Source organism: Bartonella henselae str. Houston-1, assembly GCF_000046705.1.
GTDB lineage: Bacteria > Pseudomonadota > Alphaproteobacteria > Rhizobiales > Rhizobiaceae > Bartonella > Bartonella henselae.
In genome coordinates this window covers 947,462-961,334 of the sequence record NC_005956.1, presented here as the reverse complement: position 1 = coordinate 961,334, position 13,873 = coordinate 947,462, and the positions used below count along the sequence as shown (strand labels likewise).

At 34.4% G+C, this 13,873-nt stretch carries 12 protein-coding genes and 1 tRNA gene; 4 read left to right on the top strand and 9 right to left on the bottom strand.

Going from position 1 to position 13,873, the window contains the following annotated elements:
- Nucleotides 1-34: 34 nt before the first annotated feature.
- Nucleotides 35-1,327 carry a UbiH/UbiF family hydroxylase gene (locus AYT27_RS04390; protein WP_011180748.1) on the bottom strand — a complete coding sequence of 431 codons (1,293 nt, stop codon included), beginning with the start codon at nt 1,325-1,327 and terminating at the stop codon, nt 35-37.
- Between the two features lie 177 nt (nt 1,328-1,504).
- Between AYT27_RS04390 and pcsA the strand changes: the two genes are divergently transcribed.
- From pcsA to AYT27_RS04375, 3 genes are read left to right on the top strand one after another with little or no spacing between them, the layout of a single operon-like run.
- Nucleotides 1,505-2,317 (top strand): phosphatidylcholine synthase, encoded by an 813-nt coding sequence (pcsA, locus tag AYT27_RS04385; protein WP_041583393.1) that lies wholly within the window; start codon nt 1,505-1,507, stop codon nt 2,315-2,317.
- An 18-nt stretch (nt 2,318-2,335) separates the two neighbouring features.
- On the top strand, nt 2,336-3,382 hold the full coding sequence (locus tag AYT27_RS04380) for an enoyl-CoA hydratase/isomerase family protein (protein ID WP_011180746.1): 1,047 nt from the start codon (nt 2,336-2,338) through the stop codon (nt 3,380-3,382).
- Entirely contained in the window at nt 3,379-3,774 is a 396-nt protein-coding gene (locus AYT27_RS04375) for a DUF6163 family protein (RefSeq protein ID WP_011180745.1), read from the top strand. The genes AYT27_RS04380 and AYT27_RS04375 overlap by 4 nt, the downstream gene beginning before the upstream one ends.
- Nucleotides 3,775-3,916: 142 nt before the next feature.
- On the opposite strand, the gene AYT27_RS04370 is transcribed toward AYT27_RS04375, so the two are convergent.
- The 8 genes from AYT27_RS04370 to AYT27_RS04335 all read right to left on the bottom strand — a co-directional run bounded on the left by AYT27_RS04370 (nt 3,917) and on the right by AYT27_RS04335 (nt 12,055).
- Nucleotides 3,917-4,726 (bottom strand): MBL fold metallo-hydrolase, encoded by an 810-nt coding sequence (locus AYT27_RS04370; RefSeq protein WP_011180744.1) that lies wholly within the window; start codon nt 4,724-4,726, stop codon nt 3,917-3,919.
- Nucleotides 4,727-4,736: 10 nt separating this feature from the next.
- Entirely contained in the window at nt 4,737-5,510 is a 774-nt protein-coding gene (locus AYT27_RS04365; RefSeq protein ID WP_011180743.1) for a TatD family hydrolase, read from the bottom strand.
- Nucleotides 5,500-7,059, bottom strand: coding sequence for a methionine--tRNA ligase (gene metG / locus AYT27_RS04360; RefSeq protein WP_011180742.1), 1,560 nt, complete (start codon nt 7,057-7,059; stop codon nt 5,500-5,502). The genes AYT27_RS04365 and metG overlap by 11 nt, the downstream gene beginning before the upstream one ends.
- A gap of 61 nt (nt 7,060-7,120) precedes the next feature.
- Nucleotides 7,121-8,173 (bottom strand): DNA polymerase III subunit delta', encoded by a 1,053-nt coding sequence (locus AYT27_RS04355; RefSeq protein ID WP_011180741.1) that lies wholly within the window; start codon nt 8,171-8,173, stop codon nt 7,121-7,123.
- A complete protein-coding gene (tmk, locus tag AYT27_RS04350; protein WP_011180740.1) occupies nt 8,170-8,817 on the bottom strand; it encodes a dTMP kinase in 648 nt (215 codons plus the stop codon). Before tmk ends, AYT27_RS04355 begins: the two co-directional genes overlap by 4 nt.
- Before the next feature lie 34 nt (nt 8,818-8,851).
- Nucleotides 8,852-10,015 (bottom strand): D-alanyl-D-alanine carboxypeptidase family protein, encoded by a 1,164-nt coding sequence (locus tag AYT27_RS04345; RefSeq protein WP_011180739.1) that lies wholly within the window; start codon nt 10,013-10,015, stop codon nt 8,852-8,854.
- A 479-nt stretch (nt 10,016-10,494) separates the two neighbouring features.
- A complete protein-coding gene (locus tag AYT27_RS04340) occupies nt 10,495-11,346 on the bottom strand; it encodes a septal ring lytic transglycosylase RlpA family protein (RefSeq protein ID WP_011180738.1) in 852 nt (283 codons plus the stop codon).
- Nucleotides 11,347-11,979: 633 nt separating this feature from the next.
- Nucleotides 11,980-12,055, bottom strand: a tRNA-Lys gene (locus tag AYT27_RS04335).
- A gap of 991 nt (nt 12,056-13,046) precedes the next feature.
- On the opposite strand from AYT27_RS04335, the gene lexA reads away from it, so the two are divergent.
- The gene (gene lexA, locus AYT27_RS04330) at nt 13,047-13,751 is read left to right on the top strand and encodes a transcriptional repressor LexA (RefSeq protein WP_011180737.1); all 705 of its coding nucleotides are present in this window, start codon (nt 13,047-13,049) and stop codon (nt 13,749-13,751) included.
- Nucleotides 13,752-13,873 lie beyond the last annotated feature (122 nt).

The window sequence follows — 13,873 nt, the reverse complement described above, 5'->3', positions numbered from 1 at the left end:
GAAAGCTTTTTTAAATGTAGCTTGTGAAAAAATTTTAGAATAAGCTACTCTTTGATATCATTTCACTGTCCCGATCTTTGACTAATACTGAAAAGAAAATGGAACTTTCCTGTTTATGTGATTTGATTGGAAATGTTTGCATAATTTTTTTAAATCCGTAACCGGGATATATTCCTTCTCTTGTAAATAAATTACGTAAAGGTGAGCAATTACGTAATAATCCAAGCCCAAAGCTTCGTATGATATGAACAGGTAACATATTAGAAAGTAAAGCAGAGTTGAACATATGAACAGATCCACTTCTGATCAATATATCAGGTTTCCGGCATTTGTTATAATGTGCAACGATCTTTTTAGAATTAAAATCAGATATTTTGTTGGGTAAAATATCGATCAAAGTTTGAATATCACGAAAACCTAAATTCAATCCTTGCGCTCCAATAGGAGGGAAAACATGGGCTGCTTCACCTACTAAAATCGTCCGATTAGCAGCAAAACGTTGAGAAATAAGTCCTGAAAGCGGCCATGCTTGAATTGGTGTTTCTAGTGTCAGCTTTCCAAGCATTGACTGCATCTGCTCTTCTATCACTTTTGCAATTACTTTTGATTCTAGACGCAATAACTCTTCAGCACGAGAAGGATTAACAACCCATACAAGACTGGATCTGTGTCCTGGTAGTGGAACCTGTGTAAAGGGACCACTTTCTGTATGAAATTCAGTCGATGTATTTTGGTGAGATAAATCATGAGAAAAATTAAGGACAAGTGCCGTTTGCGGATAATTCCATTTTTTAACACTTATATCTGCTGCCTCTCGTGTTCGAGAGTCCCGTCCATCAGCCGCAACAATAAGTGAGGCTTGAACAACTCCACCATCTGCAAGAGTAACGTGTATATGATTTGGTTGGTGATGAAAAAAATGTGCTGAAGAAAAAAATCGTTTGATATTAGGCGTATGTGCAACAGAAGCAACTAAAGCATTGTTTAACTCTACATTAGGGATGTTATAACCAAAAGCCTCTTCACCAATTTCAGCGGAAGAGAAATTTACAGTAGGAGCACGTATAATCCTAGAGGTTATATCTATGATTCTAATGAAAGATAAAGCTGCTGCATGACTTTTGACAATATTCCAAATATTGAGTTTTTGAAGCATATGAATTGCTGGCATCATAAGAGCTGTCGTGCGTAATTCATCTGTATCAACAGGTGGACCAATAAGACAAACAGAATAACCCTTATGTGCAAGGTTCAGTGCTGCTAACATACCAACCGGGCCTGCACCAATGACAGCAATATCTTTATGCTCGTTTTTTTCAAATGTCACAATTATTTGAGCCTTTCTTCATTTACCAAATATTTTAACCTTTCTAAATGAACAATCTCTTTTTATTTATAAAACATCACTATTATATTATGTAATAAAGAATGAAGTATAAAAAAGTAACCTTTTTATGTTTTTTTTACGATAAATCATAGCATAGAAAAAATACCGTGTTGGTAGATGAATGAAGATTTTAGAAACGAGGATAAGAAAACCTTGAAACGGAAGCTAACAAAAAAAATCAAAACGAATGCAGATCTTTTGCGCCATAAAAAAGTAACAATGCCACAAGCAAAGGCTTTTTCTGTTCATTTATTAACAGCTTCGGGTTCGTTTTTAGCATTTCTTTCTCTTATATCGGCCTCTCAAAAAGAATGGACTGCTATGTTTTGTTGGCTCGGACTTGCACTTCTCGTTGACGGTATCGATGGGCCAATTGCGCGCAAACTTGATGTTAAATATGTACTTCCAACATGGTCTGGAGAACTCCTGGATAATATCATTGATTATGTGACTTATGTCTTAATTCCAGCTTTTGCGCTTTATCAAAGTGGTTTTATGGGATCAGGATTATCATTTTTATTAAGTGCGATTATTGTCATTTCATCAGCGATTTATTACGCAGATACTGGAATGAAAACCAAAGAAAACTTTTTTAAAGGATTTCCTGTCGTTTGGAATATGATGGGTTTTACGCTTTTTGTCGTAAGACCAGGGGAGTGGATCACTTTTACCATTATTGTCTTATCAGCAATCATATCTTTTTTACCCATTTATTTCATCCATCCAGTAAGGGTCATCCGTTTGCGTAAGCTTAATTTTCCAATTTTTCTTTTATGGTGTTCCTTTGGTGTTGCTGCATTTTTTTACCAACTGAATGCCCCATTTTGGGTTAAGATGGGAATTTCAGTAACAGGTATTTATATGTATTCTATTGGTGCTATCATGCAAATATTTCCTCAATTAGGAATAAAAAAACAATTAGATAGATAGTTTTAGGAAGAGTATGAGATGCGAATTGACTTTGGGGCAGGTGATGAGATTTCTTTTATAAAAAAAGGGCATGCTGGTGTTATAAAGCTCGCACGCTCTTCAGCGTTAAACGCTCTTAATGGGCGAATGGTTTCAGCTTTAAAAAAAGCTCTGAGTGTATGGGAAACAGATGATGATGTTTCTTGTGTTTTAATTGAAGGGGAGGGACGTGCTTTTTGTGCTGGTGGGGATGTTGTAGAAATCTACCATATGGAAGAAAAGATTTCTTCTTACCAATATTTTAATGATGAATATCGCTTAAATGCTTATATTAAACATTTCCGAAAACCTTACATTTCTTTTTTAAATGGTATTTGGATGGGGGGAGGGGTAGGTATTTCTATATATGGTTCACACCGAATTGTGACAGAAAATACACTCTTTGCTATGCCAGAAAGTGCCATTGGATTTTTTCCAGATGTTGGTGCAAGCTTTTTCTTACCATCTCTTCCCGATCACTTTGGCATTTATCTTGCATTGACCGGCGCGCGCATAAAATGGGGAGATTGCTTAAACTTAGGGTTAGCAACACATGCTGTTCCTGAAATTGAATTAGAATGCATTAGAAAAGCTATTATTGAGCAGGGAAATCCTCAATTAGCTTTAGAAGAGCACGCCATCACAAAAGATTATGAAACAAGTCATGAGATACGCAGTGTTATAAATGCTTGTTTTGGTACACATACATTAGAAGAATGTATGGAACTCCTTTATAAAAAAAGTAATGAAGGACTTTTTTTTGCTAGAGAATGTTATGATATTTTGCAATCACGTTCTCCGACAAGTTTAAAAGTTATTTGGAAACAAATGAAACAAAATTCATCTCAAACTTTAGAAGAGTGTATGAAAATTGAAAACCGCATTGCACATCATATGATTAATTCACATGATTTTCGTGAAGGTGTACGTGCAATGTTAATTGATAAGGACAAAACACCAAAATGGCAGCCAGATAAACTGTCGAATATAACAGATGAAATGATAGATGCTTACTTCCAACCTGTTGAAAAAGAATTATTATTTTGACCAATAACTCCCAAAAAAAGATTTCAAAAATCAATTTAATTTATAACTGTTATTTAAGATTTTTGGCGCTTATCTGCTTAGGTTTAGGTGTTTTTTACTGGATACGTCTTGTTGGTGTATTTCCAGGAATTCTATGGCGTTTTGATCTTATGCCATGGCAATGGCAGTGTTTATCAGCTACATTAGCTATTGTTTATCCTATCGCATTGATTGGGCTTTGGATGTATTCGCCTTGGGGGATTGTTTTATGGTGCATTGCAGCCTGTAGCGAAACTTTAGCGATGATTTATTATTCTGACCATCAGCTATTTTTACCAATGTTTCATGGAATATTATTCTTAACTTTCATTACACTACAAATTATAAGACAGATACTTGGGCAAGCCAAGTAAAAAGGCATTACTCATTTTTAAGTTCCATAATATATATTATGCGATAAATGGTAATTTACACGCTTCATATGTGTGAGATAACTCAAACCTGTTGCCGCTAAAGCTACGTTTTTCTTCAGGAAATATTTGGTTCCCAGATCTCTTATGCATCTGCTTCAAAAATAAGCCCTTGATAAGCGGGTTTAACGTGCGGTGGGAGATAATTTATAACTTCGTTGTAGTCAAGCGATCTATCCATATGTGTGAGTATGGCTTGTTTTGGCTGTAAATATTTTATCCATTGTAATGCTTGATCAACGGAAAGATGACTTGGGTGAGATTTAAACTGAAGAGCTTCAATAATTAAAACATTCAAATTCATTAACTTTGGTAATGTTTTTTTAGGAAATTGACTAACATCTGTACAATAAGCAACGTTACCAATACGAAAACCTAAAGAATGGATACTGCCATGCAATTGTAAGTGCGTATTGACATGTATTGCTCCACCCTGCCCTTGGATTATAAATTGGCTATCTTCATTGATAAGATGTGCTTTTAAAATAGGTAAATAAGATGAACCTTTTGGTGTTTGAAAACAATATCCGAAAGCATTTTTCAAATGTCTTAGTGTAAAAGAATCAGCATAAATATCTATCAGACTTTTTTGTGCAAGTGCATAACTGCGTAAATCATCAATACCATGAATATGATCTGCGTGAGAATGTGTATAAAGTGCAGCATCAAGATGGTTTACGCATGCATCGATCATTTGTGATCGAAAATCTGGACCAGTATCAATAACGATCGTTGTTTTTTTTCCTGATTTATGAATACGTTCGACTAATAAAGAACTTCTATAGCGTTTATTTTTAGGATTATTGGGATTACACGCTCCCCAATCACCATTAGGACGTGGGACTCCGGGAGAGGAACCACATCCTAATATTGTAAAGCGGTATCGATCAGACATATCTTTTCCCTTATTTCATTTTGCTAAATAAACGAAAAGCATTTTGCGTTGTTATCTGCGTTATTTCTTCAATAGTTAAGCCAATTGTTTCAGCCAAAACAGCTGCTGTATAGCGCACAAAAGATGGCTCATTTGTTTTTCCTCGATGAGGAACAGGTGCTAAAAATGGTGCATCCGTTTCTATCAATAAATATTTATGAGGCACAATTTTTGCTATCTCACGGATTTCAAACGCATTTTTAAAAGTGAGAATACCTGAAAAAGAAATATATCCACCAAGCTCAATGCCAGCACGAGCAAGTTGCATCCCAGACGAATAACAATGCATTACAAATGGAAAAGTATTTTCTTTTATCTGTTTGCGTAATATTTTCTCCATATCTCCATCAGCATTGCGGGAATGTATAACAAGAGGGAGTTGTGTTTCTTGAGAAGCGATAATATGTTCTTGAAAAACTTTCTTTTGCTCTTCTGGTGAGGAATAATCATAATGATAATCAAGACCAACCTCCCCAAATGCAACAATTTTAGGGTGTTTTGAAAGATCAATGAGCTCTTTAGCTGTAATATTCTGTTCTTCATGAGCATGATTGGGATGCGTGCCAACAGAACAAAAAACTTGAGGATAGGCTTGTGTAATTGTTAAAAGTTTATCCAACTTACGAACATGCGTTGAAATCGTTATCATACGTTTAACATTAGCATCTAGCGCTCTTTGGATAACATCATCTAAATCTTGAGAAAAATCCTCAAAATCAAGATGACAATGCGTATCAATCAACATGGTGAATATCGTCTTTCTTAAGAATATAACGGGGAAAGATTGGTTCTGGTGGTGGAAGATCAAGACCTTCTTGAATTTTTGAATTGCTTATATGCTGCAATAATCGATCTTCTTGAGAAATCTTAAGGCTATCAAGAAGTTTTGCTGCTGATTGTGGCATAAAAGGCAACAGCATTATTCCTATTCGCCGTAAGATTTCTAAAGTTATGTAAAGAACTGTAGAAAACCTTTCTGGATTATTTTTCCTTAAACTCCAAGGTTGTTCGTTTGCAAAATAGCGGTTAGCATCTGCAACGACTGAAAAAATAGCTGAAAGTGCTAAATGTATTTCTTGAGAAGACATGGCTTTGCGCATAGTGTCAAGGGTTTGAAGAGATTTTTCCAAAAGTTGTTCATCTTGAACTAAAAATGCAGCTGGTAAAGGGACTTTTGCATCACAGTTTTTGGCAATCATAGATAAAGAGCGTTGCGCTAAATTACCAAGGTCATTGGCAAGATCTGCATTAATGCGATTCACAAAACTATCATGGCTATAACTACCATCTTGTCCAAACGGCACTTCACGAAGAAGAAAATAACGTACCTGATCAAGACCATAGTGATCAATCATTTCAAAAGGATCAACGACATTTCCAATGGACTTTGACATTTTTACACCATTATTGAGTAAAAAACCATGTGCAAAAATACGCTTAGGCAATGCAATGCCAGCAGACATTAAAAATGCTGGCCAATAAATTGCGTGAAAACGAATAATATCTTTACCAATGATATGAACACTTGCAGGCCAAAAAGCACGTTTTTTTGAATTTTCATCAAAAAAGCCAATAGCTGAAAGATAGTTCGTGAGTGCATCAACCCAGACATACATTACATGTTTTGAATCATTTGGAACACAAATTCCCCAATTAAAACTTGCACGTGAAATGGAAATATCTTTTAAACCCGACTTTATAAAACTTATAACTTCATTACGTCGTTCAGGTGGAGCAATAAAATCAGGATGTTTTTCATAATGTTCAAGAAGAGCTTTTTCATAACGGGAAAGTTTAAAAAAATAACTTTCTTCTTCGTTCCATTCAACTGGAGAACCTAATTCCTTTTCGCGACGGATATTATCTTCTCCAACTTCAGTATCCTTCTCTTCATAATAAGCTTCTTGGCGGACTGAATACCAACCCGTATACCGACTAAGATAAATATCACCATTTGCTTTCATTTTTTTCCAAATTTCTTGACAAGCTTGATAATGGCGCTTTTCTGTTGTACGAATAAAATCATTGTTAGAACAATTTAATGCTGCAAGCATTTTTTGAAATACAGCACTGTTGCGGTCTGTAAGTTGCTTAGGTGTAATGCCCAACGCTACGGCTGTTTGTTGCATCTTTAAACCGTGCTCATCCGTACCAGAGAGAAAAAATACATTTTTACCATCTAAGCGTTGAAAACGGGCCAAAACGTCACTTGCAATTGCACTATAGGCGTGTCCAATGTGTGGAGCACCATTAGGATAAAAAATTGGAGTTGTTATATAATATGTGTCAGGCATGTCATACTCGTTGTAAAACACAATAAAAGATACAATGACATAACGCCTGTTAATCAGATTGTCACGGAAAAAGCTCACTCTCACAAATGATCTTATGAACTCTAAAAAGCAAGTTGATAATGAATTGCTTTTTATCAAGATTAAATGATTGGATTTCTCCTATTTCTTGATGAATCTCCTGCCAGGCTTGTGCACATTTTTTTGAAAGAGCCAAATTCCCCCTTTCAGCAAGCATGATAGCTTTTTTTTGAATTTTATCAAGAATTTCATCACAAAATTGTTGAAATTGGATAACTGAAGAAAGAGAGGAAAGTGTTTGTGCAAGATTATGTACGATAGTTGGGTTGCAAACAGATTGCCCTAAAAGAGTATCAATGGTTTTAATAATTTCAAACCCTCCATGAATAAGTAAGGCTGCTTTTCGAGGATTTCCATTGGATTTTTGAATAATCATTCCAATATTTTCTTCATCAATCACATTTTGATTGGAAAACATATGTATAATGATTTTTTTCATCTCATCGTTATGCAATGGACGTAAAGAAATTTGTTGACACCTTGAGCGAATTGTTGGGAGTAATTTTCCTGAAAAGTGTGTGATAATGATGAATAACGTCTTTGCAGGAGGCTCTTCGAGTGTTTTGAGAATTGCATTCGCTGCATTTCTATTCATATCATCAGCAGGATCAATGATAACAATACGCCACCCACTATCTTTTGATGTTCGGTTTAAAAAATGTATAATATCGCGAATATCGTCAAAGAGTATACCTGTTTTAAACTTTTGCGTTTTTACATCAAAGCGACGTGAAATGTGCAAAAGACCAGGATGACTTCCCTGTGTGATTTGACGCCATATAACAGAATTATGCTCTGGTTGCTTGAAGCCATCCTTTTGAGAGCTTAAAATATTCCAAGCAAGGTGAAACGCTAATGTGGCCTTTCCAATCCCGTAGTCCCCTTCAAATAATATGGCATGAGGTAAACGTTCTTCCTTAAGAATTTGTGCTAAAAAATGACGAGCAGCTTCATGACCAAAGATAATATTATTCTGTGAAGGTGATGAAACTATATCGATATCATCATATTGGCGCAAAAAAATTACATCACTCATGGAAGTTGATCCAACATTACTTGATCACAAATATCTCTTATTTGTTGTGCAATAACTTCCACTGTATCTGTTCCATCAATCACACGAAACCGATGAGGTTCCTGTTTTGCCAATTGGAGAAAAGCCTGGCGCCTTTGTTCTTGAATCTTGAGTTCATCTTTTTCAAAATAATCAATTGTTTCTGCTTTTTCTCTTCGCAAATTTGCACGCTTCATACTACACCTTGCTGGTATATCTAACAAAAATGTTATCTGAGGCTTTATTTTATTGAGTGCAAGACATTCTAAAACAGCAAGAGTAGAGGAACTCACTTTATCATTAAGTCCTTGATAAACACGTGTAGAATCAATAAAACGGTCACATAAAACAACTTTACCTTTTTGCAAAGAAGGCATAATAACTTCACTAACATGATCGATACGCGCTGCTGTAAACAAAATCGCTTCAATCAAAGGTCCATAGTGTTGTTGTACCTGACCTGACAATAAAATATGGCGTATGACTTCTGCACCTGCCGTTCCTCCTGGTTCTCTTGTTGTAAGGACATCATAGCCTTTGCCGTAGAGATGCTGAGCAAGCAAAAAAATTTGCGTTGTTTTTCCTACGCCCTCCCCTCCCTCGAATGTAATAAAATAACCAGACACGTATGAACCTTAACTCTTAATTATTAGCATGTACTTATAGATATTTCCGTAACCATCCAATTGTTATTTCATAGAACGCATTTTTTATTTTTGCAAAAAAACTTCCTTCCTGAACATTGTTTCCAGCAAAAACCGGTTTTTCGAGAAGAACCTTTTTATCTTGTAAAATTTGAATGACACCAACTGGTTGCCCTAAAATAATGGGAGCTTTCAAGGGACCACGATATTTAATTTTTGCTTTAACATCCACTTTTTTTTCATTGGAAAGCATAAACCGTATCGGCCCTTTAACAATCAGTGGCACAGAGTTTTGCTCCCCACCATAAACAGAAGCATGACCAACCGTTTCTCCTTTTGTGAAAATTGTTTTAAGATCAAAAGCTGTCATTCCCCATTGAAGAATTCGTTCTATTTCTTTTGTGTGTCCTTTACCATTTTGCAAACCATTTATTGCTAAAAAAAGATGTCGATGATTTTTATAGGCGGCAACAACCATTGAAAAACCTTCTTCTTCACTGTAGCCAAAGCCGAAACCTTCTACACCAATTTCCTTAGAAATAAGAGGATTTTTGTTACGTTGAAAAATCTTATTCCAAGTAAAGTGAGGTTCACGGTAAAGTATATAATAATTGGGATAGGCACGAGCAATATGACGCGTTAATGTCATCATATCGCGTAATGTCACAAACTGTTCCTCTTCAGGAAGCCCGGTTGGATTAACAAAATAGCTATGTTCTAATCCAAGTGCTTTGGCTCGCTGATTCATCAATTTTGCGAAATCAGCCTCACTTCCCGATACTCCTTCAGCAAGGGTAATGGCAGCATCATTTCCATTAACAATAATTAAACCACGCAAAAGATCAGAAACACTGATTTCTGTCTTCACTTTTGCAAACATAGTGGTGGTACCGGAAGGCGCTCCACCCTTGCGCCAAGCATTCTCACTCACCTTAAATGTTTGTGTATTACTTAACAATCCTTCTTTTAATTGATGAAATATAACTTCTGCTGTCATCAGTTTTGCTAATGACGCAGGAAAAAAAGGAATATCACTTTGTTTTTCAAAAAGTACGGTATCTGTGTCATCATCTACTAACAGTAATTGCTGTGCAGAAGTTTGAAAATCTTCCGCTTTTCCCCTCCCATCCAATGTTAACATCCAAAATAAGGTAAAAAAAATCCTTAATACCGTACGCATAACTACCCCTCCCGTATCTCAAGAATCAGTATAGAGAATACTCTTGTACAAGAAAAGCTTTGTTCTTTTCTACAGATGAAAAATCACTTGCAAAAGAAGAAAAGATTTCACTATTTATTTAGCGTTACCAAAGCAAAATAAAAGCAAGATAATAGATTTATTTCTGGCTTAAGGACTTTAAACTTTTAAAGGCATGTGAAGCATAAATTTTTCACAGAATAATATTATTTATCTATGAGAAGAATTCATCACTTTGAAGCACAAATGGGTAAGGAGAAGCGTTTACATCATATATTAATTATTTAAAAGAGATTGTAGGATTGTAAAGACTAGATATTAGCATTTGCCTTTTTATGAACAACACACAATCTCATTTTTAGTGACAATCCTACTATACTCAACTTTTTTGATTATTTGCCGTTTAGAAGTTCTGCACGATCAAATTTTGCTCGACTTATTTTGGACTTATGAGAAAAAGACTATTTTATAGAAGCTATCTGATCGAACATCAGCGGTTTATTAACCAGCACAGGACCAATCTCTGGCAATTTTATTGAAACAGTTTTACTGAGTTGCTTTTGTTCAACAACAGCTTTGGTTAATTGTTTTTTGCTGTCTATATTTCTCTTCTCTAAAATAATGTTTTCTCTTTTTTGAAGAGTATCTGCTAATGCTAAAGAATATGAACCGATATTTCCAGGTATATAAGAAGCCATTAAATAAGCACCATCATAGTGGCCAACCGGTGCTTCAGCGATATACTCCACTTGAACATTTGTTACACCGGCATTTTCATAACCAAGTATTGCTGCGGCTTGTTTTGATAAATCAATGATTCTATCCTTCATAAAAGGACCACGATCATTTACTCTAACAATGAGCGAAGAACCGTTTTTCAAATTCGTAACACGAGCATAACTGGGTAAAGGCATTGTGGGGTGAGCAGCAGTCAAGAGATTCATATCATAGATTTCACCATTTGCTGTTAAACGCCCATGAAAGTCTGAACCATACCATGAGGCTTGTCCAACACGTTTATAGGTTGGATCATGTTGAGGATAATACCACTTTCCTTTTATTTTATAAGGCTTACCGACGATTGCCCGCCCACTTCTCTTTTCTTTCGATTGATTTTGTTTACTTGAAAATTTTTTAGGCAGAATAACAGTCTTTGCATCAGCTTTTTTATTATTACAGAAACTTTTTAATGTAAAATGCGATGTTTCGTTTGCACAGCAAGATACCAATAACTGAGAAACAGCCACTACAGAAACAAATTGAAACGTTGATTTAACAACGAAGGAAAAATTTTTTTTTCTGTTTAAAAGCATCTGAAAACCCGCTTATTTTTCAATATACTTATCGCAAAAAATACGTCACGCCTTTTGTATGCGATGGGAAAATTTATATAGTATAGGATGATTCCCCTCGCGCAGCGCATGATAGACTTAAAGTTTAGTTTTAATCAAGAAATTAATGTATTGTTAATTTTTTGTTATTTACCACAAAAAAAATAAAGGCACTTTTAAAGACATTAGAATGAATAAAAGTAATAAAAATCAATATAGTAAATGAAACATATACTCTCATAATATAAACTGTGAATAAATAGGGTTACTCTGTATAAAGAACAGTCAACCGCTAGAAAATAACCGTAAATACAGAAAAAACTGTAAATTAATAATTCAGTAATAACTTAAGAACGCTAACAGTCATACCTGTAATCAATGTAAATGTAAGAGTTATGATATCATAACTTAAAGCGCTTTTTGGCTGTATTAAAGACATCAGTGTTATCACTTTATACAAATTAGATCTTAATACCTAACAGTTTTCAGTGGGGAAAAGGGCAAGAAAACGACTGATAGAAGGAAAACTTGTAATAGAATCAATAAAAGAGCCTAAAAAGAACTAAAGAAATGATAATTCCCGAACTTTTGTAAATCTATTAACCCTATGCAATATGGTGAGCGCGCAGGGATTCGAACCCTGGACCTACTGATTAAAAGTCAGTTGCTCTACCAGCTGAGCTACGCGCTCCCAAACAAGCCCTCTTACTTGTCGAAAGTGAATGGAACATACGGTTGACTTTTGATTTGGTCAACACCTTTTGAAAAAAAAATTATTCTTTATTTTAGTTATCAATATTTTTCTGCTTTTTCTTCTTTTCTCATCGTTGTATAAAAAACCACTTTTCTCTTTTGAGATAGCTTAAAAAGTAATAATTGAAACATAAAATTCCTTATAGCTTCTAAAATGTAAAAGAGTGAAGATTTCGAAATTATAAGGAAGGGAATATACAGAAATACGATAAACTGGGTTAAATAAATAACCAAAATGAATAAGAAGAAAACCAACGATACACACTGTTGTTCATATCTGATAGAAAACGAAAAAAAACATCTTTATCAAAAATTATAAGTGTTGTTTTTTCTCATAAAGGTTCGCTATCCTATTTTCTTATATCTTTAATAACACATCCATAGGCGTGCGGTAATATTTTCTCTCGCTCCTTAATGTTGAGTAAAACTTCGGGTAATGCACGATATCTGTACACCGAAAGTCCATTAATATGCGGATGTGAATCAGAAACCTAGAATGGGTTGAAAAGATCTTTAAAAATACCGCTTATGAACATAAAAAATGATGTGTTCAAATATATTTCAACTGTAGAGAATTTTATTAAAAATAAAACAGCAAAAATAAAGTGAACTGATTCCAAATGTGCATTGAGTTATCATCCGTGCTAAATTGCAAGATATGCAAATATCTTCTATTTCTTTCTTATATCTTGCCAAAAATGTTTTAAAAAAATTATATTAATATAATTTTCTATTTAAAATAATAAAAATACAATTATATTAAATATATAATTTAATGTTAAATAAATTATATAATAATATCAAATATTAATTTCAATTATAAACTCAAAAATAGATATTATTCTTTTATAAAGATAAAAATTTTAGAATAATTACTTAAAATTATATTTTTTATTCTCTCTTTTTTAATTCTTTTGATTGGAACTTTAATGCTGACTTGTAAACAATATGAGCTACTTTTGTTTATTCATAATCATATGAAAGAAACAGGCGTCCCACCCTCCTTTGATGAAATGAAAACTGCATTGGAGCTTACTTCAAAATCTGGCATCCATAGACTTATTACAGCCTTAGAAGAGCGAGGCTTTATACGCCGTTTGCCAAATCGCGCCCGTGCAGTGGAAGTTATCCGACTTCCCGAAAAAATAACATTTAACCTTTCTTCAGCACGTAAAATTTCCCCTAGTGTAATAGAGAATAATAAAAGAAAAATATCAAAAAACTCTGACAATTTTGATTTGGAAGAAAAAAAAAACATTATTATTCCCATTATGGGCCGCATTGCTGCTGCTGTACCTATTTCCGCTATACAGCAACAAATAAATACGCTTTGTTTGCCACAAGATATGATTAGCTTGGGTGAACATTATGCCCTAGAGGTCAAAGATGATTCTATGATTGAGGCTGGAATTCTTGATAAAGATATTATAATTGTTAGACGTCAAAATACTGCAACATCAGGCGAAATTATTATTGCACTTATCGATAAAGAAGAAGTAACCTTTAAACGTTATCGACGCAAAGGAAACTCTATTACATTGGAAGCTGCAAATCCTCACTATGAAACACGTATATACAGACCAGAGCGTGTGCAGATACAAGGTAAGCTTATCGGACTTATTCGCAAATATTAAAAAACAAAAAAGTTACTGAAAAAAACCCTCTATTCAATGAATAGAGGGTTTAAGTATTTTTTTAGCATGTTATCTGCTACGCAGATCCATAAAATTTTGTAGAAAATCAAATAAGCTTATAA

Coding starts and splice junctions, on each gene's coding strand:
- AYT27_RS04345 (WP_011180739.1), bottom strand. CDS start 10,015: ATGCGTACGGTATTAAGGATTTTTTTTACCTTATTTTGGATGTTAACA.
- AYT27_RS04340 (WP_011180738.1), bottom strand. CDS start 11,346: ATGCTTTTAAACAGAAAAAAAAATTTTTCCTTCGTTGTTAAATCAACG.
- AYT27_RS04380 (WP_011180746.1), top strand. CDS start 2,336: ATGCGAATTGACTTTGGGGCAGGTGATGAGATTTCTTTTATAAAAAAA.
- metG (WP_011180742.1), bottom strand. CDS start 7,059: ATGCCTGACACATATTATATAACAACTCCAATTTTTTATCCTAATGGT.
- AYT27_RS04365 (WP_011180743.1), bottom strand. CDS start 5,510: ATGTTGATTGATACGCATTGTCATCTTGATTTTGAGGATTTTTCTCAA.
- AYT27_RS04355 (WP_011180741.1), bottom strand. CDS start 8,173: ATGAGTGATGTAATTTTTTTGCGCCAATATGATGATATCGATATAGTT.
- AYT27_RS04370 (WP_011180744.1), bottom strand. CDS start 4,726: ATGTCTGATCGATACCGCTTTACAATATTAGGATGTGGTTCCTCTCCC.
- lexA (WP_011180737.1), top strand. CDS start 13,047: ATGCTGACTTGTAAACAATATGAGCTACTTTTGTTTATTCATAATCAT.
- pcsA (WP_041583393.1), top strand. CDS start 1,505: ATGAATGAAGATTTTAGAAACGAGGATAAGAAAACCTTGAAACGGAAG.